This window comes from Streptomyces montanisoli (assembly GCF_017813245.1).
GTDB classification, from domain to species: Bacteria; Actinomycetota; Actinomycetes; order Streptomycetales; family Streptomycetaceae; genus Streptomyces; species Streptomyces montanisoli.
Genome location: NZ_JAGIQL010000130.1, coordinates 1 through 19,111, shown reverse-complemented (window position 1 = coordinate 19,111; position 19,111 = coordinate 1). Strand labels below are relative to the sequence as shown.

The 19,111-nt window shown below is 72.4% G+C and carries 19 protein-coding genes and 2 rRNA genes; 5 read left to right on the top strand and 16 right to left on the bottom strand.

What is annotated here, in order from left to right:
* From JFN87_RS25020 to JFN87_RS25000, 5 genes are all read right to left on the bottom strand, one after another.
* The coding region (locus JFN87_RS25020) for a bifunctional uroporphyrinogen-III C-methyltransferase/uroporphyrinogen-III synthase (protein ID WP_209343372.1) at nt 1-1,609 on the bottom strand (1,609 nt) is incomplete at its 3' end.
* Nucleotides 1,606-2,598 carry a hydroxymethylbilane synthase gene (hemC, locus tag JFN87_RS25015; protein WP_209343369.1) on the bottom strand — a complete coding sequence of 331 codons (993 nt, stop codon included), beginning with the start codon at nt 2,596-2,598 and terminating at the stop codon, nt 1,606-1,608. The genes JFN87_RS25020 and hemC, both read right to left, overlap by 4 nt.
* Nucleotides 2,595-3,932, bottom strand: a complete 1,338-nt coding sequence (locus tag JFN87_RS25010; RefSeq protein WP_209343367.1) for a glutamyl-tRNA reductase — start codon at nt 3,930-3,932, stop codon at nt 2,595-2,597. The genes hemC and JFN87_RS25010 overlap by 4 nt, the downstream gene beginning before the upstream one ends.
* The gene (locus JFN87_RS25005; RefSeq protein WP_209343364.1) at nt 3,929-4,726 is read right to left on the bottom strand and encodes a redox-sensing transcriptional repressor Rex; all 798 of its coding nucleotides are present in this window, start codon (nt 4,724-4,726) and stop codon (nt 3,929-3,931) included. The genes JFN87_RS25010 and JFN87_RS25005 overlap by 4 nt, the downstream gene beginning before the upstream one ends.
* Nucleotides 4,727-4,955: 229 nt before the next feature.
* Complete coding sequence (locus JFN87_RS25000; protein WP_209343363.1) at nt 4,956-5,276, bottom strand: glutaredoxin family protein; 321 nt, start codon at nt 5,274-5,276, stop codon at nt 4,956-4,958.
* A 158-nt stretch (nt 5,277-5,434) separates the two neighbouring features.
* Here JFN87_RS25000 and JFN87_RS24995 point away from each other — a divergent pair, with 158 nt between their 5' ends.
* From JFN87_RS24995 to JFN87_RS24980, 4 genes are all read left to right on the top strand, one after another.
* The gene (locus tag JFN87_RS24995; protein ID WP_209343362.1) at nt 5,435-6,403 is read left to right on the top strand and encodes an HAD family hydrolase; all 969 of its coding nucleotides are present in this window, start codon (nt 5,435-5,437) and stop codon (nt 6,401-6,403) included.
* Between the two features lie 358 nt (nt 6,404-6,761).
* Nucleotides 6,762-7,610 carry an ECF subfamily RNA polymerase sigma factor, BldN family gene (locus tag JFN87_RS24990; protein ID WP_209343361.1) on the top strand — a complete coding sequence of 283 codons (849 nt, stop codon included), beginning with the start codon at nt 6,762-6,764 and terminating at the stop codon, nt 7,608-7,610.
* A gap of 228 nt (nt 7,611-7,838) precedes the next feature.
* The gene (locus tag JFN87_RS24985) at nt 7,839-9,083 is read left to right on the top strand and encodes a DUF5667 domain-containing protein (RefSeq protein ID WP_209343360.1); all 1,245 of its coding nucleotides are present in this window, start codon (nt 7,839-7,841) and stop codon (nt 9,081-9,083) included.
* A gap of 81 nt (nt 9,084-9,164) precedes the next feature.
* Nucleotides 9,165-9,713 carry a GNAT family N-acetyltransferase gene (locus tag JFN87_RS24980; protein WP_209343359.1) on the top strand — a complete coding sequence of 183 codons (549 nt, stop codon included), beginning with the start codon at nt 9,165-9,167 and terminating at the stop codon, nt 9,711-9,713.
* On the opposite strand, the gene JFN87_RS24975 is transcribed toward JFN87_RS24980, so the two are convergent.
* Nucleotides 9,671-10,543 carry a helix-turn-helix transcriptional regulator gene (locus JFN87_RS24975; protein ID WP_209343358.1) on the bottom strand — a complete coding sequence of 291 codons (873 nt, stop codon included), beginning with the start codon at nt 10,541-10,543 and terminating at the stop codon, nt 9,671-9,673. The two genes, JFN87_RS24980 and JFN87_RS24975, sit on opposite strands and share 43 nt — an antisense overlap.
* Nucleotides 10,544-10,698: 155 nt before the next feature.
* Between JFN87_RS24975 and JFN87_RS24970 the strand changes: the two genes are divergently transcribed.
* Complete coding sequence (locus JFN87_RS24970) at nt 10,699-11,478, top strand: NAD(P)H-dependent oxidoreductase (protein ID WP_209343356.1); 780 nt, start codon at nt 10,699-10,701, stop codon at nt 11,476-11,478.
* 37 nt (nt 11,479-11,515) lie between these two features.
* On the opposite strand, the gene JFN87_RS24965 is transcribed toward JFN87_RS24970, so the two are convergent.
* The 10 genes from JFN87_RS24965 to JFN87_RS24920 form a co-directional block, all read right to left on the bottom strand.
* A complete protein-coding gene (locus tag JFN87_RS24965) occupies nt 11,516-12,568 on the bottom strand; it encodes a lysophospholipid acyltransferase family protein (protein ID WP_209343355.1) in 1,053 nt (350 codons plus the stop codon).
* A gap of 1 nt (nt 12,569) precedes the next feature.
* Nucleotides 12,570-13,697 (bottom strand): NAD-dependent epimerase/dehydratase family protein, encoded by a 1,128-nt coding sequence (locus JFN87_RS24960; protein ID WP_209343354.1) that lies wholly within the window; start codon nt 13,695-13,697, stop codon nt 12,570-12,572.
* Nucleotides 13,698-13,933: 236 nt separating this feature from the next.
* Nucleotides 13,934-14,032, bottom strand: a complete 99-nt coding sequence (locus JFN87_RS24955; RefSeq protein WP_003948845.1) for a 30S ribosomal protein bS22 — start codon at nt 14,030-14,032, stop codon at nt 13,934-13,936.
* A gap of 121 nt (nt 14,033-14,153) precedes the next feature.
* Nucleotides 14,154-14,366 carry a helix-turn-helix domain-containing protein gene (locus JFN87_RS24950; protein ID WP_030911328.1) on the bottom strand — a complete coding sequence of 71 codons (213 nt, stop codon included), beginning with the start codon at nt 14,364-14,366 and terminating at the stop codon, nt 14,154-14,156.
* 128 nt (nt 14,367-14,494) lie between these two features.
* Nucleotides 14,495-15,310, bottom strand: coding sequence for a phosphatase (locus JFN87_RS24945; protein ID WP_209343353.1), 816 nt, complete (start codon nt 15,308-15,310; stop codon nt 14,495-14,497).
* Nucleotides 15,311-15,607: 297 nt separating this feature from the next.
* Complete coding sequence (locus JFN87_RS24940; protein ID WP_245181197.1) at nt 15,608-16,789, bottom strand: acetoin utilization protein AcuC; 1,182 nt, start codon at nt 16,787-16,789, stop codon at nt 15,608-15,610.
* On the bottom strand, nt 16,749-18,002 hold the full coding sequence (locus JFN87_RS24935; protein ID WP_209343352.1) for an MFS transporter: 1,254 nt from the start codon (nt 18,000-18,002) through the stop codon (nt 16,749-16,751). The genes JFN87_RS24940 and JFN87_RS24935 overlap by 41 nt, the downstream gene beginning before the upstream one ends.
* A 23-nt stretch (nt 18,003-18,025) precedes the next feature.
* Complete coding sequence (locus tag JFN87_RS24930) at nt 18,026-18,700, bottom strand: HAD family hydrolase (protein ID WP_209343351.1); 675 nt, start codon at nt 18,698-18,700, stop codon at nt 18,026-18,028.
* A gap of 85 nt (nt 18,701-18,785) precedes the next feature.
* Nucleotides 18,786-18,902: ribosomal RNA gene (gene rrf, locus JFN87_RS24925) — 5S ribosomal RNA — on the bottom strand.
* 80 nt (nt 18,903-18,982) lie between these two features.
* Nucleotides 18,983-19,111 (bottom strand): 23S ribosomal RNA (locus JFN87_RS24920); the annotation flags it as partial.

The following is a 19,111-nucleotide window of genomic DNA, read 5'->3' as shown; positions in this document are numbered from 1 at the left end:
TGACCGGGTCGCCCGCCTCCAGCGCGGCCGTGCGGCGCGCCGCGCCGAACGCGGCCAGCGCCTCCGCCAGTCTGTGCACCGACGGCTCGGGGGACATGACGTCGACCCGCAGGCCGTGCTCCTCCGCCGTCTTCGCCGTGGCCGGGCCGATGCAGGCGATCACCGTCACGTTGTGCGGCTTGCCCGCGATGCCGACGAGGTTGCGGACCGTCGAGGACGACGTGAACAGCACCGCGTCGAACCCGCCGCCCTTGATCGCCTCGCGGGTCTCGGCCGGCGGCGGCGACGCGCGGACCGTCCGGTACGCCGTGACGTCGTCGACCTCCCAGCCCAGCTCGATCAGCCCGGCGACGAGCGTCTCCGTGGCGATGTCCGCACGCGGCAGGAAGACCCGGTCGATCGGGTCGAAGACCGGGTCGTACGGCGGCCAGTCCTCCAGCAGCCCGGCGGCCGACTGCTCGCCGCTCGGCACCAGGTCCGGCTTGACGCCGAAGTCGACGAGGGACGCGGCCGTGGCCTCGCCGACCGCCGCGACCTTTATGCCCGCGAACGCGCGCGCGTCGAGCCCGTACTCCTCGAACTTCTCCCGTACCGCCTTGACCGCGTTGACGGACGTGAAGGCGATCCACTCGTAGCGGCCCGTCACCAGGCCCTTGACCGCGCGCTCCATCTGCTGCGGCGTGCGCGGCGGCTCCACCGCGATCGTCGGCACCTCGTGCGGTACCGCGCCGTACGACCTGAGCTGGTCGGACAGCGAGGCGGCCTGCTCCTTCGTGCGCGGCACGAGGACCTTCCAGCCGAACAGCGGCTTGGACTCGAACCACGCGAGCTGATCGCGCTGGGCGGCGGCGCTGCGCTCGCCCACGACGGCTATCGCCGGCTGGTGCCCCTCGGGCGACGGCAGCGCCTTCGCCTGCTTGAGCGTCACCGCTATGGTGCCGAGCGTCGCCGTCCAGGTGCGCTGGCGCGTCGTCGTGCCGGCGACCGTGACGGTCATGGGGGTGTCGGGCTTGCGGCCCGCCGCGACGAGCTCGCCGGCGGCGGCCGCGACCGTGTCGAGCGTGGTGGAGACAACGGCCGTCGCGTCGCTCGCGCCGACCTCCGTCCAGCACCGGTCGCTCGCGGTGCGCGCGTCGACGAACCGGACGTCCGCGCCGTGCGCGTCCCGAAGCGGAACGCCCGCGTAGGCGGGGACGCCGACCGCGGCGGCGATGCCGGGCACGACCTCGAAGCGGATGCCCGCGGAGGCGCAGGCCAGCATCTCGCGGCCCGCGTCACCGTCGAGCCCCGGGTCGCCGGGGACGGCACGGACGACCCGCTTGCCGCCCCGCGCGGCCTCCATGACAAGATTGGCGGCATCCCTGATCGCGGGGATACCGGCGGCTGTTGACGCATCATCAACAACCGTCAGTGCGGGCGTGCTCACACCGGCGCGGGCATGGGTGCGTACGACGTCGAGCACCTCGGGCTCGGCGATCAGTACGTCCGCCCCCGCAAGCGCCTCGACGGCGCGCAGAGTCAGCAAGCCCGGGTCTCCGGGTCCGGCACCGAGGAAGGTGACGTACCCCGATGCGGAGTAGGCCGGAAGGTCAGTCGTGGTGGGGCTCAAAGTGCTCGCTCCCCCATAAGACCGGCCGCACCTTTGGCAAGCATCTCGGAGGCGAGTTCGCGGCCGAGCGCGATGGCGTCCTGGTGCGACACGGGTACGGGACCGGTGGTGGACAGCTGCACGAGCGTCGAGCCGTCGGCGGTGCCGACGACGCCACGCAGGCGCATTTCGTTGACAATCTGCCCGTCGGCCAGCAGGTCGGCGAGTGCTCCCACGGGAGCAGTGCAGCCGGCCTCCAGGGCGGCGAGCAGAGACCGCTCGGCGGTCACGGCGACCCGGGTGCCCGGGTCGTCGAGCTCGGCGAGCAAGGCGGCGAGGTCTACGTTGACCGCGGCGCACTCTACAGCGAGCGCCCCCTGGCCGGGGGCGGGCAGGACGGTGCCGGCCGACAGTGCGTCGGTGACCTCGCCGCTCCTGCCGAGGCGGTTCAGGCCCGCGGCGGCGAGCACGACGGCGTCGAGCTCTCCCCCGCGGACGTAGCCGATCCGGGTGTCGATGTTGCCGCGGACCGGCACGATCCGTATGGCGCGGCCGATGCCGCGCGCGTGGGCGAGGAGCTGTGCGGACCTGCGCGCGGAGCCCGTGCCGACGCGGGCGCCGTCGGGCAGGGCGTCGAACGTGAGCCCGTCGCGCGCGACGAGCACGTCACGCGGGTCCTCGCGGCGGGGCACGGCGGCGATGACCAGCTCCTCGGGCTGCGCCGTCGGCAGGTCCTTGAGGGAGTGCACCGCGAAGTCGATGTCGCCGCGCAGCAGCGCGTCCCGCAGGGCGGTGACGAAGACGCCGGTGCCGCCGATCTGCGCGAGGTGCGCGCGGCTCCTGTCGCCGTACGTGGTGATCTCGACGAGCTCGACGGGACGCCCCGCGTGTGCGGCGACGGCGTCGGCGACGCGCTGGGACTGCGCCTTGGCGAGCGCGCTGCGCCGCGTGCCGAGCCTCAGCGGCCGGGCGGCGCCCTCGGGTACGTGAGTGGTGGGTGTCGTCGTCATGCCTGGCCTCTGTCGGCGCGGCTGACGGCGGCGACCGTCTGCGGGTCCAGGTCGAACAGCTCGCGCAGCGCGTCCGCGTACCCGGCGCCGCCGGGCTCGGCCGCGAGTTGCTTGACGCGCACGGTCGGCGCGTGGAGCAGCTTGTCGACGACGCGCCGCACGGTGCGCGTGATCTCGGCGCGCTCCTTGGCGTCAAGGCCCGGCAGCCTGCTGTCGAGGCGGGCGATCTCGCTGCTGACGACGTCGGCGGCCATGGCGCGCAGCGCGACGACCGTCGGCGTGATGTGGGCGGCGCGCTGGGCGGCGCCGAACGCGGCGACCTCCTCGGAGACGATCGCGCGCACACGGTCGACGTCGGCGGCCATGGGCGCGTCGGCGGACGCCTCGGCGAGGGTCTCGATGTCGGCGAAGGTGACACCGTCGACGCGGTGGGCGACCGCGTCGATGTCGCGCGGCATGGCGAGGTCGAGCAGGAAGAGCCTGGCGGCGTCCGACCGCGCGTCGGCGGCGGCGTGCACGGCGTCGCCGGTCAGGACGAGGCCGGTGGCGCCGGTGCAGGACACGGCGATGTCGGCGGCCGCGAGCTCGCGCTCGACCGCGGCCATCTCGACGGCGCGGGCGCGCACGCCGGTGCCGCCGGGCTGCTGGAGGATCTCCACGAGCCGGTCGGCCCTGGCCGCCGTGCGGTTCGCGACGACGATCTCGGCGACGCCCGCCCTGGCGAGGGTGGCGGCGGCGAGCGACGACATGGACCCGGCGCCGACGACGAGGGCGCGCTTGCCCCTGGCCCACGCGTAGATCCCGTCGGCGCCCGCGAGCTGTTCGAGCCCGAACGTGACGAGCGACTGGCCCGCGCGGTCGATGCCCGTCTCGCTGTGGGCGCGCTTGCCGACCCTGAGCGCCTGCTGGAACAGGTCGTTGAGCAGGCGTCCCGCGGTGTGCAGGTCCTGGCCGAGCGCGAGGGCGTCCTTGATCTGGCCGAGGATCTGCCCCTCGCCCACGACCATGGAATCGAGGCCGCAGGCAACCGACAGCAAATGGTGTACGGCCCTGTCCTCGTAGTGCACGTAGAGGTGGGGGGTGAGCTCGTCGAGCCCGACGCCGCTGTGCCGCGCGAGGAGCATGGACAGCTCGGCGACGCCCGCGTGGAACTTGTCGACGTCCGCGTACAGCTCTATGCGGTTGCAGGTGGCGAGGACGGCCGCCTCGGCGGCGGGCTCCGCCGCCAGGCTGTCCTGCAACAGCTTGACCTGGGCGTCCGCCGGGAGCGACGCACGCTCGAGGACGCTGACGGGGGCGCTGCGGTGGCTCAGGCCCACGACGAGGAGGCTCATGCCGGCATCACCGCCGGCAGCTCGTCGTCGGGTCCCTCGCGGTCGGTGCGCGCACCGGCGCCCGCGGGGCGGGACGAGGCGCCGTCCTGCGCGACCGTGGTCGGCGGCGGCGCGGCCACGTCCCGCACGTCCTCGCCGGCCTTGCGCTGCTCGTGGAAGGCGAGGATCTGCAGCTCGATGGAGAGGTCTACCTTGCGCACGTCCACGCCGTCGGGCACGGACAGGACGGTCGGCGCGAAGTTGAGGATGGACGTCACCCCGGCGGCCACGAGCCGGTCGCACACCTGCTGGGCGGCGCCGGCCGGCGTGGCGATGACGCCGATGGAGACGCCGTTGTCCCGGATGATCTCCTCCAACTGGTCGGAGTGACGCACCGGGATGCCCGCGACGGGCTTGCCCGCCATGGCCGGGTCGGCGTCTATCAGCGCGGCGACCCGGAACCCGCGCGAGGCGAACCCGCCGTAGTTGGCGAGCGCCGCGCCGAGGTTGCCGATACCGACGATGACGACGGGCCAGTCCTGCGTGAGGCCCAGCTCGCGGGAGATCTGGTAGACGAGGTACTCGACGTCGTAGCCGACGCCGCGCGTGCCGTAGGAGCCGAGGTAGGAGAAGTCCTTGCGGAGCTTCGCGGAGTTGACCCCCGCGGCCGTCGCGAGCTCCTCGGAGGAGACCGTGGGCACCGAGCGCTCGGAGAGTCCGGTCAGGGCCCGCAGATACAACGGGAGCCGGGCGACGGTGGCCTCGGGAATGCCACGACTGCGCGTCGCCGGTCGGTGCGTTCGGCCAGTTGCCACGGTGCTCCTGCGGGATGAGCGGGGTTGCAGGCGGTCGTGCGTTGGGTGGCCGCCCCGTCGAATGCAGGCTATGTCTTTGTGAACGCGTGCACAAAGATGGTGTCCGTTTTGTCCGACCAAAGTGACCGGGGTCACGCGCTTTGATCGCCGGCCGGCGGAACCAACGGCGAGGTCACACCGTTGCCCCCGATCCGGGCACGCGGCCGCCCGCGGCCCGGACCGCGCGGACTCAGGACCCGGCCAGCTCACGGCGCAGCCGCGCTTCGTCGACCCGCCAGAACGTGTGCTGCTCGCCGTCGACGAACACCACGGGGATCTGCTCCCAGTGGGCCTCGCGCAGCGCCTCGTCCTCGTTGATGTCCTTCTCCTCCCACCTCGCGCCCGTCTGCGCGCACACCCGCTCCACCACCGCGCGCGCGTCGTCGCACAGATGGCAGCCCGGTTTGGACAGCAGCGTCACCGTGCGCACGCGCGCCGCCCGCGCCCCCGCGCCCCGGTCCTCGCCGTCGCCGTCGCCGTCCTTCTTCCTGCGCCGCATCAGAGGAGTCATGACGCCATTCTCCGCCCGCACGCCACCGCGGCCCGCCGGTTGTCCACAGCCAAGCTGTGTTCCTCGTATGTGCTGATGAACACATCGGACAGCGGGCGTTCACCTCCCGGGCGTCCCTTCGCGACGGGAGAGCCGAACGGACTGGCTATGCTCACCACATGGCCGCATGGGGATGGCTCACTCCGCGCAGGCGCTCCGCCACAGCCAGGAGCGTCCTGGCGGGCGAGGCCGCCGCGGAGGCAGCACGCAAGTCGACCGCCGACGTCGCGCTCGCGGAGCCTCCCGAGACGGCGGAGCCCCCGGAGACCCTCGTGGAGGCCCCCGAGGAACGGGTCCCCGACTTCCCGGTGTTCGGCGACGTGCGCGCCGCCGCGTTCTTCGACCTCGACAACACCGTGATGCAGGGCGCCGCGATCTTCCACCTCAGCAAGGGCCTGTACAAGCGGAAGTTCTTCCAACGGCGCGAGCTGGCCAGGTTCGCCTGGCAGCAGGCGTGGTTCAGGCTCGCGGGCGTCGAGGACCCCGACCACATGCAGGACGTGCGGGACTCCGCGCTGTCCATCGTCAAGGGCCACAGCGTGGCCGAGCTGATGACCATCAGCGACGAGATCTACGACGAGTACATGGCCGACCGCATCTGGCCCGGCACGCGCGCACTCGCCCAGGCCCACCTCGACGCCGGCCAGCGCGTCTGGCTCGTGACGGCCGCGCCCGTGGAGACCGCGACGATCATCGCGCGCAGGCTCGGCCTGACCGGCGCGCTCGGCACCGTCGCCGAGTCGGTCGGCGGCGTCTACACCGGCAGGCTCGTCGGGGAGCCGCTGCACGGGCCCGCGAAGGCGGAGGCCGTCCGCGCGCTCGCCTCGGCCGAGGGGCTCGACCTCGCGCGCTGCGCCGCCTACAGCGACTCGCACAACGACATCCCCATGCTCTCCCTCGTCGGGCACCCGCACGCGATCAACCCCGACGCGAAGCTGCGCAAGCACGCGCGCGAGCGCGGCTGGCGGCTGCGCGACTACCGCACGGGCCGCAAGGCCGCGCGCGTCGGCATCCCGGCGGCCGCAGGCGTCGGCGCGCTCGCGGGCGGCACGGCCGCCGCCGTCGCACTGCACCGCCGCAGGCGCTGACCGCCCGCCGGGCCGCGCAACGCCCGGGGTGCGTGAGGCCCCCGGGGAATGTGCCGCGGGTCACACCACTCGTGCGAATATCGGCGGTCTGTCCGATGGGCGGAGCCCGCCACGCCCCACGTCATCGCCATGGTGATCAGATCTTGGCGCGATCCGGTCAGTAATCGGTCACCATCCGCTACCGGAACCATCGGGGAGCCGTCACCGAAGCGACCTAACCGGTGATTTTAGCAACTGGGTGTAGCACGCCCTGCACGAAGCGTTATTCTCCTCAGACGCATAACGGACCCCACACATCGCCACGATGGGTGAAAGGTCCCGCACTGCACGTGATGGAAGCTCTGCCTCTGGGAGTCCCGTGTACCCACACGTCGGGGTTGACGCCTCGGGCCTGGCTACGCTGCGCGCAACGGTCCTCGACCATTTGCGCGGTCTTGTCCCCACCGCGTACGCCGTCCCCGTTCTTGCCGTGTCCACCGTTTCCGCCGTTTCCACCGGTTTCGCCGCAGCAGCCGTCCCGGCCACTGCCGTGAGCGGCCCTGCCGGACCTTGCTATGCCCTCGCGAGCGGCGGCGCCGCGGTCGGCAGACGGAGCGGCCGCGCCCGCAGCGCGTCCGGCACCGCCACGGCCACCGCGCGCCGGCCGACCGCCGACAGCGACAGCGGCCGCATGATGGAGCTGGTCGAGCGCGCCCAGGCCGGCGAGGCCGAGGCCTTCGGCAAGCTGTACGACCAGTACAGCGACACCGTCTACCGGTACATCTACTACCGGGTCGGCGGGCGGGCCACCGCCGAGGACCTCACCAGCGAGACGTTCCTGCGCGCCCTGCGCCGGATCTCCACGTTCACCTGGCAGGGCCGCGACTTCGGCGCGTGGCTGGTCACGATCGCGCGCAACCTGGTCGCCGACCACTTCAAGTCCAGCAGGTTCCGGCTCGAAGTGACCACGGGCGAGATGCTGGACGCCAACGAGGTCGAGCGCAGCCCGGAGGACTCCGTCCTCGAGTCCCTCTCCAACGCGGCCCTGCTCGAAGCCGTGCGCAGGCTCAACCCGCAGCAGCAGGAGTGCGTGACGCTCCGCTTCCTCCAGGGCCTCTCGGTCGCCGAGACCGCCCGTGTCATGGGCAAGAACGAGGGAGCGATCAAGACCCTCCAGTACCGCGCCGTACGGACGCTCGCCCGGCTGCTGCCCGACGACGCGCGCTGAGCGGGGCGGCCGGCCGGCGCCGGCCGGCGAGCGGTCATCAACGCCCGTGTTATCACGCTCCGTTGATGACCCATCGACGCTCCGAATCGGGAGATTCCCGCGCGTAACCCAAGTGCCGGGCCGCTCGTTGTGCGGGATGCAGGCTCCCTGTGACCCCCGTGGACGGGGGGCGATCCCGACCCGGACCCCCAGGGGAGTCGACCGTCATGACGAGAGGAGGTGCCGCCAGTGATCGCGAACGTCTCGGCACACCGGCGGGCGAACGCCTTCGCCCAGGCCCTGGAAGACAGGACCGACCGCGGCTCGACGACGCCGCAGGCCGAGTCCGCCGACCCGGCAGAACCGGCCGAGCAGGGGCGGTTGTTGGGCCTGGCGAACGGCCTCGGAGCAGTGCCGAAGCCGGCGCTGGACCCGGAGGTCAAGGTGGTGCAGCGGGCCCAGCTCGTGGCCGCCATGCAGGCCATGGTCCAGGAGGGCGCGGCCGGCCTGGGAGCGGGCCCTACGGTGCCGGAGCAGCGGACACCGAGGGGAGCGCACCGGGCGTCACCCCTGGGGCGGCTGCGGCCGAGGTCCCGTTGGTCGAAGAGTCTCGCCGCGGGCGGCCTCACGGTCGGTGTCGCGGCGGGCGCCTTCAGCGGAGTCGCCGCTGCCAGCTCCGACGCACTGCCCGGTGATTCGCTGTACGGGCTCAAGCGCGGCATGGAGGACATCAGGCTCGACCTGGCGGACAACGACTCCGCGCGCGGCGGCCTGTACCTCGACCATGCGTCCACGCGGCTCTCGGAGGCGCGAAGACTCATGGAACGGGGCCGCGGCGGCTCCCTCGACCACGAGTCGCTCGCGGAGATCCGCCGCACCCTGACCGGGATGAAGAACGACGCCTCGGAGGGCCACCGGCTGCTGCACGCGGCATACGAGAAGAACGGCTCGCTGGCGCCCATGGCCACCCTGTCGTCGTTCGCCGCCGCCCACCGCCAGGCGTGGGAGGGGCTGCGCGGGCAGCTGCCCGTACAGCTCACCGACGTAGGCGACCAGGTCAACTCGGTCTTCGTCGCCATAGACGAGGACGTCGCGCCGCTCAAGTCCAAGCTGCCGCGGCCCGTGCGGCAGCGGCCCGGCGCCGGCGCGTCCGGGGACTCCACCGCCACCGGCTCGCCGGGCACCGGCAAGCACCGCAAGCCCTCGTCCGCCACCCCGAGCTCGGGCGAGAGCAACCGGCAAAGCGGCACCGACGGCCACGGCACACCGTCCCCGTCGGGCTCGAACGGCTCCGCGGGCTCGTCCCAGAAGGGCGGCCTGCTCGGCGGCGCCGCAGGCGGCCTCGTCGACCCGCCGTCCCAGGGGGCGACGGACCCGTCCGCGCCGCCGCAGGACGACGCGCCGGGCGCCCCCGAGCCCGACGTGACGATCCCGCCGCTGCTGCCCGGGCTCCTGCCCGGACTCGGCATCGACGGGCACGACGCGGACCAGTAGCGGCACGCTCCGCACCCGAGGGTGGCGGCTCCCCACTCGGGGCCGCCACCCTCGTGCATGTGCTGCGGTAGGTTACCCGCCATGACCGAACTCGGCTCCGTCGCCTGGCCACCCGCCCCGATGAGGACCGAGCGGCTCGTGCTCCGCGAACGAGAGGACCGCGACACCCCGGCCTTCATCGACCTGCTCGCCTCGCCCGAGGTGCACACCTACCTGGGCGGCCCCCGCCCACGCGACGAACTCGAACGCACGCTGCCCGAGGAAGCACGGCGCCGCCCCGGCCTCTTCGTGATCGAACGCGACGCGACGATGATCGGCATGGTCCAGCTCGTCCGGTTCGAGGCGGAGGGCAAGGAGCACACCTGCCCGGACGTCGCGGAGGCCGAACTCGGCTACCTGCTCCTCCCCCAGGCCTGGGGACGCGGCTACGGCACCGAGGCGTGCACCGCGGCACTCGACTGGTTCGCCGGCGAGCGCCCCGGCGAGCCGGTCGCGCTGCGCACCCAGACGGCCAACGCACGCTCGATGCGGCTCGCGGCGCGTCTTGGCTTCGCCGAGGTCGAGCGTTTCCGGGCCTATGACGCCGATCAGTGGCTCGGCGTGTGGACGCCGCCAGGCCCGTCCGCCTGACGGCTCGCCTCCACCGGCCGTACGTCCGCGTCGTCGCCCAGGCCGGCGAGCAGGCGCAGCCCGTCCTCGGTGGGGCTGCCGGGCGCCGCGGACAGCACCAGCAGCTCCATGCCGGACTCGTCCGGCAGCGCGAAGTTCTCCTGGTGCAGCTCCAGCAGCCCGACCAGCGGATGCCGGTACGCCTTGCGCCCGTGCGTGCGCGCCCGCACGTCCGCGCGGGCCCACAGGCGGCGGAAACGCTCACTGCCCATCGCCAACTCGCCGATGAGCGAGGCGAGACGGGGGTCCTCCGGGTACTTGCCCGCGGCCAGGCGAAGGTGGCCGACCACGTCGAGCGTGCACTTCTCCCAGTCCGCGTACAGGCCGTGCCCGGCCTCCTCCAGGAAGATGTGCCGGGCCGTGTTCAGCCCCGGGATCGGCCGGCCGTGCAGGAGCCTGGCGAGGCGGTTGCCCGCGAGTACGTCCAGGCGGTGGTCCATGATCAGCGCGGGGGTCTCGCCGACGAGGTCGAGGACGCGCAGCAGTTCGGGCCGCACCCGCCCGCCGGGCACCTTCGGGGAGCGGCGGCGCTGGGCGAGCCGGCACAGGTGCCCGCGCTCGGTCTCGTCCAGGCCGAGGACGCGGGCGAGCGCGTCGAGTACCTGCTCGGACGGCTGCGTCGCCCGGCCCTGCTCAAGGCGCACGTAGTAGTCGACGCTCACCCCGGAAAGGTGCGCGACCTCCTCGCGGCGCAGCCCCGCGACCCGCCGGCGGCTGTCGGTGGCGACGCCGACGGCCGCCGGATCGACCCGGGCACGCCGGGTCCTGAGGAAGCCCGCGAGATCGTCCATGCACCCCAGTATGGGCACGGCGGGGCGCGCGAAGGTGACCCTGCCGATACCAGGAAGTCCCGTCCGACGGAAGAAGCGCCCCTGAACGCGGGGCGCCGCGGCGCGCAGGATCGAAGACACCCGATGTCGAAAGCCACCGATCCGAAGGAGTCCCCGTGAAGACGCTCATCGTTCACGCCCACCCGGAGCCCGCGTCGCTCAACGGCGCGCTGAAGGACCTCGCTGTGTCCACGCTGGAGGCAGCCGGGCACGAGGTACGGGTCAGCGACCTGTACGCGATGGGCTGGAAGGCGGTCGTGGACGCGGCGGACTACGGCGCCGACGCCTCGACGCCGCTGAAGGTCGCCGCGGACTCGGGCCGGGCCTTCGACGCGGGGACGCTCACCCCGGACGTCCGCGCCGAGCAGGAGAAGCTGCTGTGGGCCGACACGGTCGTCTTCCAGTTCCCGCTGTGGTGGTACTCGATGCCCGCGATCCTCAAGGGCTGGGTGGACCGGGTGTTCACGTACCACTTCGCGTACGGCGTCGGCGAGCACAGCGACACCAGATACGGCGAGCGCTTCGGCGAGGGGACCCTCGCGGGCAGGAGGGCCCTGCTGTCGGTGACGACCGGCGGCCTTGAGCCGCACTACGCCGACCGCGGGATCAACGGCCCCATCCACGACCTGCTGTTCCCGATCCAGCACGGCATTTTCTACTACCCGGGCATGGAGGTGCTGCCGCCGTTCGTGGTGTACGGCGCCGACCGGATGACCGGCGAGGACTTCCCGGACGTGGCCAAGGCCTGGGAGCAGCGGCTGCTCACCCTGGAGTCGACCGAGCCGATCGCGTTCCGGCCGCAGAACCTCGGCGACTACGAGATCCCCTCGCTGCGACTCAAGGAGGGCCTGGAGCCCGCGGGCCGCAGCGGTTTCGGGCTGCACGTGCGGCCCTGAGCGCCCACGGTGGGCCGGCCGGCGGCGTCAGAGGGCGTCAGAAGAAGACCGAGCCGCGGTCCACCAGCAGCGTGTAGAGCGTGTGCTGGATCCGCTCGCGCACCTGGTCCGTCAGGTCGAACATCAGCATCGGGTCGTCCGCCGCCTCCGGCGGGTACCCGTCGGTCGCGATCGGCTCGCCGAACTGGATCGTCCACTTCGTCGGCAGCGGCAGCACGCCCAGCGGCCCGAGCCACGGGAACGTCGGCGTCAGCGGGAAGTACGGGATCCCCAGCAGCCGCGCCAGCGTCTTCGAGTTGCCCAGCATCGGGTAGATCTCCTCGGCCCCCACGATCGAGCACGGCACGATCGGCACCCCGGCGCGCAGGGCCGTGGAGACGAAGCCGCCCCTGCCGAAGCGCTGGAGCTTGTACCGCTCGCCGAACGGCTTGCCGAGCCCCTTGAAGCCCTCCGGCATCACGCCCACGACCTCGCCGCGGCCGAGGAGTTCCTCCGCGTCCTGGGTGCAGGCGAGCGTGTGGCCCGCCTTGCGTGCCAGCTCGCTGACGACGGGCAGCGTGAACACCAGGTCCGCCGCGAGCAGCCGCAGGCGGCGCCCCGCCGGGTGGTGGTCGTGGATCGCGACCTGCATCATCAGCCCGTCGAGCGGCAGCGTGCCCGAGTGGTTGGCCACCACCAGCGCGCCGCCCTCGGACGGGATGTTCTCGACTCCCCTGACCTCGACGCGGAAGTAGTTCTCGTACACCGGCCTGATCAGCGACATCAGGACCTGCTCGGTGAGGTCCTCGTCGTAGCCGAAGTCGTCGACCTCGTACTCGCCCGTCACGCGGCGCCGCAGGAACGCCAGGCCCCGCGCGATCCGCTGCTCCCAGTCCGGCCGCCCACCGGCTTCCGCGCCGCCGTCACCGCCGGAGCCCGCGGCCCCCGGCTCGGGCACAGGACGCAGCGGCGGGCGCTGCCGGCCGTCAGCGCTCCCCTCCCCCCGGCCGTGGCCGTCCTCGCGCCCGTGGCCGCCGGGGCGCCCCGCGCCCCGCCCTCGCGGGCGCTTCCCGCTCCCCTCGCCGAACGGGATCACCTTGGCATCGGCCATGTCAGTCGCGCTCCTTGCCCGCGCGGTCGCCCGCGCCGTCACCGCTGTCGCCGCTGTCGTACTCCACGAACCCCGCCCGGCGTCTCACGGCCAGGCCCGCGGCCCTGCCCGCCACCGAGGACAGCCGGTCCACGGCCGCGCCCACCGCCCGGGGCGGCAGCAGCCCCTCGCCGCGGCCCCGCGCGAAGTCCTCGAAGGCGTCAGGCGTCGAGTACGAGGCCGAGAACCCCAGCGTCTCGCGCATCTGGGCCGTGCTGACGACCCTGCCGTGCGTCAGCAGCCTGATCTGCTCCGGCGCGAAGTCCGTGACGCCCGCCGTCCGCAGCGCGGAACCCAGCCACGTCACCGCGGGCAGCAGCACCGGCACCGTCGGTTTGCCGAGCCGCCGAGCGCACTGCGACAGCAGCAGTACCCCGTCGCCCGCCACGTTGAACGTGCCGCTGCCGCGCGCACCGCTGCGCTCCTCGTCCGCCACGAGCAGCAGGATGTCGATGACGTCGTCCTCGTGCACGAACTGCAGCCGCGGGTCGTAGCCGAACACGGTCGGCAGCACGGGCAGTGAGAAGTACTCGCCGAGCGGGGTGTCCGTCGCGGGCCCCACGATGTTCGCGAACCGCAGCACCGACACCGCGACGTCGGGCCGGCGCCTGGCGAAACCGCGCACGTAGCCCTCGACCTCGACGGCGTCCTTGGCGAACCCGCCGCTCGGCAGCGAACGCACCGGCGTGGCCTCCGTGAACACGGCCGGGTCGTGCGGCGCCGACCCGTACACGCTGGTGCTCGACTTCACCACGAGCCGCCGCACACCGGGCGACTTCTGGCAGGCGCCGAGCAGCTGCATCGTGCCGATGACGTTGCTCTCCTTGACGGAGGCGCGGCTGCCACCGCCGAGCGCCGTGCCCGTCACGTCCGTGTGCACGACCGTGTCGACGCGGTACTGCGCGAGCACCCGCGCCAGGGCGGGCCGCCGGATGTCCGCGCGGACGAACTCCGCGCCGCCCAGCGCGTGTCCCGGCGCCACCGCGTCGACGGCGACGACCCGCTCCACGCCGGGATCGCGGACCAGCCGCCGCACGAGACGGCCGCCGAGCTGCCTGGCGGCTCCGGTGACGAGCACCACTCTGCCCACGGAAAGCGCCCTTCCTCACGGGACGAGCTCCGAGGACGCGGGAGCTCACCGGCTCACAGCTTTGCGGACATGCACCATGCCCGAGATGCACCATGCCGAACATGCGACGAGGCGGGCACACGACATGCCGGACATACGACATGGCGGCCCCTCCACCTATCCGGTGGAAAGGCCGCCACGGCGAACAGCGTGCCGTTTGGCACGGCAACGTCCCCGCGTCACGCGCGGGGACACGCTCACTTCTTGTTGCGACGCTGCACGCGCGTGCGCTTGAGCAGCTTGCGGTGCTTCTTCTTGGCCATCCGCTTGCGCCGCTTCTTGATTACAGAGCCCACGACTACCCTCGCTCACTTCTTCTCACTCGGTGCGGGGCGTCTGGGCCCACACGACCTACGAAGGGCCACCCTACCCGCCGCCGAGTGACGGACGTAATCCGAGGGACGCCGAGCGGTACCGTCAGGCTGTTTCCACCCCCACGTAGGACTCCCGGAGGTACTCGTGAACCGCTTGCTCCGGGACCCGGAAGGACCTGCCCACCCGGATCGCCGGCAGATGACCACTGTGCACCAGCCGGTACACGGTCATCTTCGACACTCGCATCACCGAGGCGACTTCCGCCACGGTAAGGAACTTGACCTCGTTGAGAGGCCTCTCGCTGCCAGCAGCCATGACCCACCTGTACCTTCCGCACGCAACGGCCCCCGGCTTCCCCTCCGGTGACTCTTCGTCGCTGTGCGCTCACAACCCAGGGTAGGGGCGGGTGGTACGAGTGGGGAAGAGGAGCACCCCCCGGCTCATTACCGTGCCAAACAGGCCCTATTGAGCACATAGCGTACGAGCGGACCGTACGAGGCGGCGCACGCCGCGTCGTCGAGCGGCACCGCGACGGAGACCCGGCCCTCCGCTTCGCCGACGAAGACCGCCGGATCGTCCGTGTCGGCCACCGCGAGCGTCTCGACACCGAGCTGACCTGCGCCGCACACCCACCCGTGGTCGCCGACGACGAGCCCGGGCAACGGGCCACCGGCCGCCGCGGCGGCCTCCAGCGCCACCCGCACCGGCAGGGGCGAATGGGAGTGTGCGCCGGTCTCACTCCCGGCGCACCGCACTCCCGCTTCACGCACCAACGCCACGCCTCCCACATACTCCAGGCGGTACGTGCGTACGCCGAACCGGGTCGCTATGTCGACACGCCTCCCCTGCGCCGGCATGAGGACTTCACATCCAGCCGTCGACAACGCGTCTGCGAGCGCGCCGTAGAAACCCAGCAGCCGGTCCGGATGCCCCGTCCCGAACAGCACGGCCACCCGGCCCGCCGCGGCCTCCCCGAGCCGCCGGGCGAACGCGTCGAGCGCCTCCAGCGTCCGCTGCGGGTCGATCACGTCGGGCCCCGCCACATGGCGCGGATCGGACGACACACCGCACCGCCGCGCCATCAGCCGCAGCAGCTCGGGCTCGGGCCAGCCGCGCTGCGGCACGAGCCCCAGCGTCGCACGCGGATCCCGCGCCGCGAACATCCGGTACGAGCGCAGGCTCGCCTCCCGCGACGTGGCCACGGGCCCGGCCAGCCGGGCCGCCAGCAGATGCGCGCGCAGCGCCCCGGTAGTCAGCACCCGCCGATGCTTTCGCATCGCGGCCACCGGCGCCCGCGATACGGCCACAAGCCCCACGGTCGGCGTAACGCCCGACCGCACGAACGGTACGCCCACGGCGGCGCTGTGAGCCCCCGGCGGCCACTGGACCCGCCCCGGGCCGGAGCGGGCTGCCGGCACGAGGGCGCCGCACACGAACGAGAGCGGCCGGGGCCCCCGGCCGACGGCGCGGCGGCGCGAGGCGCGGCGGCCCGCCTTGCCGGCACTCATGGCCGGCCCGAAGTCGGCGACCCGGCGTCGCGGCGTCGCGGCGGTCGGTCAGACCAGCAGGCCGCGTTGCGGGAAGACCGACGTGCGCGTCGCCCTGATCGCCTGGTCGAGGCGGTCCGCCGGGTCGTACCCCGCCTCCCACGACTGCCACGCCGGCGTCCTGCCGTCCGTCATGCGGCCAGGGCCCAACTGCCGAGTCCGTGCGTACACTTCGTCCCGCCACGACGCCGGAAGCACCGACTCCGGATCCACCGGCCTGTGCGCCGCGATGCCCACCAGATGCGTCCACGACCGCGGCACCACGTCCACCACCTCGTACCCGCCGCCGCCGAGCGCCAGCCACCTGCCGCCCTCCGCGTGCTCGTGCGCCAGGTCGTGGCACGCCGACTGCACCGCACGCTGCGCGTCCAGCGACACCGCCAGGTGCGCCAGCGGATCCTCGAAGTGCGTGTCGGCGCCGTGCTGCGAGACCAGAACCTGCGGACGGAAATCCGCCACCAGCTCGGGCACCACCGAGTGGAACGCCCGCAGCCACCCCGCGTCGCCCGTACCTGCCGGCAGCGCCACGTTCACCGCGCTGCCCTCGCCCGCCCCGAACCCCGTCTCCTCCGGCCACCCGGTCCCCGGGAACAGCGTCCGCGGATGCTCGTGCAGCGAGATCGTCAGCACCCGCGGGTCCTCACGGAACGCCGCCTGCACGCCGTCCCCGTGATGCACGTCCGTGTCGACGTACGCGACGCGCTCCGCGCCGAGCTCCAGCATCCGCGCGATCGCCAGCGCCGCGTCGTTGTACACGCAGAACCCGGACGCCTCGCCCGGCATCGCGTGATGCAGCCCACCCGTGAAGTTCACCGCGTGCGCGTGCTCGCCGCGCCACACCGCCTCGGCCGCGGCCACCGAGAGACCGGCGATCAGCGCCGACGCCTCGTGCATGCCCGCGAACGCGGGATCGTCCATCGTCCCGACCCCGTACGAGCCGTCCGCCGACCCCGGATCGGCGGACGCCGCGCGCACCGCGTCGACGTAGTCCTGCCGGTGCACGAGCCGCAGCGTCGAGTCCCCCGCGGCGGGCGCCGTGCGCACGTCGACCGCCGCGTCCAGCCCGTACGCCCGCACAAGGCCCATGGTCAGCGCGAGCCGCACCGGATCCATCGGGTGCCGGTCGTCGAACTTGTAACCCGTGACCGCGTCATCCCACATCAACAGCGCGCGGCCGCTCTTGCCCGTCATGCCCGCCACCGTATCCGGCGGGCACCCGCCCGAACGAGCGGGCGTACAGCGACGCCACCAGAACCATCACCATCGGCACCATCATCGCGCCCCGGTAGCTCCACGCGTCACCCAGCGCGCCCACCAGCGGCGATCCCACCAGGAAGCCGACGTAGTTGAAGATGTTCAGCCGCGCCACGGCCGCGTCGCTCGCACCGGGGAACATCCGGCCCGCCGCCGCGAAGCACTGCGGCACCAGCACGCACAACCCGAAACCCAGCAGGGTAAACCCGAGGATCCCCGTCCACGCGCCGGGCGCGATCGCGACCACAGCGAACCCCGCGGCCGCCAGCACAGAGCCGAACCGCACCACCGTCACAGGACCGAACCGCCGCACCCCGAAGTCCCCGATCGAGCGCCCGAGGAGCGTCGTCACCATGTACGCGTTGTACGGGACGGTCGCCAGCTCAGCCGAACTGCCCAGCGTGTCCTTGAGGTACTTCGCCGACCAGTTGGACACCGTCGAGTCGCCGATGTAGGCGAAGGCCATCACCAGGCACAGCGGCAGCAGCATACGGAACACCACCGGCGCGCGCCCCGCCGCTCCGGCATCTCCTGCTACGGCGCTCCCGGATTCGGTCGGGCCGGGGACGCCGCCCGCACCCGCGTCCGCGTCCGCGTCCGCATACCACCTGCTGCCGATCAGCGCCGCGGGCAGCAGCACCGCCACCGCCGGCAGGTACGAGACGAACAGCGCAAGGTCCCAGTGCGCCCCCACCCACGCAAGCGAGGCGCCCACGATCCCGCCGAGGCTGTACGAGGCGTGGAAGCCCAGCATGATGGAGCGCCCATACGCACGCTGGAGGCTCACCCCGAGCATGTTCATGGACGCGTCGAGCCCGCCGACCGCGAGCCCGAACGCCCCGAGGGACACGGCGACCTGCCACACCCGCGTCCCCGCGCCGACGCCGAGCAGCGCCAGCATGACGACCGGCTGCAGCCACCGCAGCACCACAGAAGGACGCACACGCGTCACCACGCGCTCCGTGAGCACGCTGCCGACTCCCGCGAGCACCGGAACGGCCGCGAGGAACACCGGCAGCAACCCGTCCGAGATGGAGTAGCGGTCCTGGATCGCGGGGATGCGCGTCACCAGCAGAGCGAACGTGGCCCCCTGGGCGAAGAAGGACACACCGAGGGAGACCCGACCGTGCCTGAGCCGCGCTTGCGTCATGGCGGGAAGCGTAGAACGGACGGCTACCGATGGGTAGACCGATCACCGTCCCGCTGCCCGAGGAGCGCGCGCAGCTCGGGCATCTTCGAGAAGTGACCGGACGCGGGGGCCAGTTGCGCCGCGGGCGTCATCGCGGTGAAGGCATACACGTCCATCCCCGCCGCGCGCGCGGCCGCGAGCCCCAGCGGACTGTCCTCGACCACCGCGCAACGCGACGGATCGACCCCCATGCGCTCGGCCGCGTGCAGGAACAGATCGGGCGCAGGCTTGCCGCGACCCACGTCCTGGGCACTGAAGATGATTTCGTCGGGGAACCACCGGTCGAGCCCCGTCTTGCGGTGCCCGACGCGGATGCGCTCGTGGCTGCCGGACGACGCGACGCAGTACGCGATGTCCTCGGACCTCAGCCCCTCCAACACCTCGGGCACGCCGGCCACGGGCACCAGTTCACGCTCGAACGCGGCGAACACCCGGGCGTGCAGGGTGTCGTCGAAGTCGGCGGGGAGGCTGCGCCCGGTGCGCTCCATGACCAGATCGTGCACGCGGTGCACGGCAGCACCCATGTAGTCGCGCAGCGAGTCCTCGTACGAGGTCGGGTGGCCCAGCTCGGTGAGGTAAGCGGCGAGGATCGTGTTCGAGATCGGCTCGCTGTCGACGAGAACGCCGTCGTTGTCGAAGATGATCAGGTCATAGCGCATGGATCCGACCTTAATTGGCCGGTGGGGAAATGCGAAAAGGCCCGCACCTGTGGTGCGGGCCTCCCCGAATTTCTTGCAACGTATTGTTCGGCGGCGTCCTACTCTCCCACAGGGTCCCCCCTGCAGTACCATCGGCGCAGTAGAGCTTAGCTTCCGGGTTCGGAATGTAACCGGGCGTTTCCCCTACGCTAAAACCACCGAAACACTATGAAACATGGAACACCGGTATATACATCACGGCTGTTCGTGGTTTCAGAACCAACACAGTGGACGCGAACATCTAAGGACAAGCCCTCGGCCTATTAGTACCGGTCAACTCCACCAGTCACCTGGCTTCCATCTCCGGCCTATCAACCCAGTCGTCTACTGGGAGCCTTACCCCATCAAGTGGGTGGGAGTCCTCATCTCGAA

Bases quoted from the DNA above. Each gene is read 5' to 3' on its own strand.
- JFN87_RS24995 (WP_209343362.1), top strand. From the start codon at position 5,435: ATGGCCGCATGGGGATGGCTCACTCCGCGCAGGCGCTCCGCCACAGCC.
- JFN87_RS24965 (WP_209343355.1), bottom strand. From the start codon at position 12,568: ATGGCCGATGCCAAGGTGATCCCGTTCGGCGAGGGGAGCGGGAAGCGC.
- JFN87_RS24975 (WP_209343358.1), bottom strand. From the start codon at position 10,543: ATGGACGATCTCGCGGGCTTCCTCAGGACCCGGCGTGCCCGGGTCGAT.
- JFN87_RS24940 (WP_245181197.1), bottom strand. From the start codon at position 16,789: ATGACGGGCAAGAGCGGCCGCGCGCTGTTGATGTGGGATGACGCGGTC.
- JFN87_RS24930 (WP_209343351.1), bottom strand. From the start codon at position 18,700: ATGCGCTATGACCTGATCATCTTCGACAACGACGGCGTTCTCGTCGAC.
- JFN87_RS24935 (WP_209343352.1), bottom strand. From the start codon at position 18,002: ATGACGCAAGCGCGGCTCAGGCACGGTCGGGTCTCCCTCGGTGTGTCC.
- hemC (WP_209343369.1), bottom strand. From the start codon at position 2,598: ATGACGACGACACCCACCACTCACGTACCCGAGGGCGCCGCCCGGCCG.
- JFN87_RS24980 (WP_209343359.1), top strand. From the start codon at position 9,165: ATGACCGAACTCGGCTCCGTCGCCTGGCCACCCGCCCCGATGAGGACC.
- JFN87_RS25000 (WP_209343363.1), bottom strand. From the start codon at position 5,276: ATGACTCCTCTGATGCGGCGCAGGAAGAAGGACGGCGACGGCGACGGC.
- JFN87_RS25010 (WP_209343367.1), bottom strand. From the start codon at position 3,932: ATGAGCCTCCTCGTCGTGGGCCTGAGCCACCGCAGCGCCCCCGTCAGC.
- JFN87_RS24950 (WP_030911328.1), bottom strand. From the start codon at position 14,366: ATGGCTGCTGGCAGCGAGAGGCCTCTCAACGAGGTCAAGTTCCTTACC.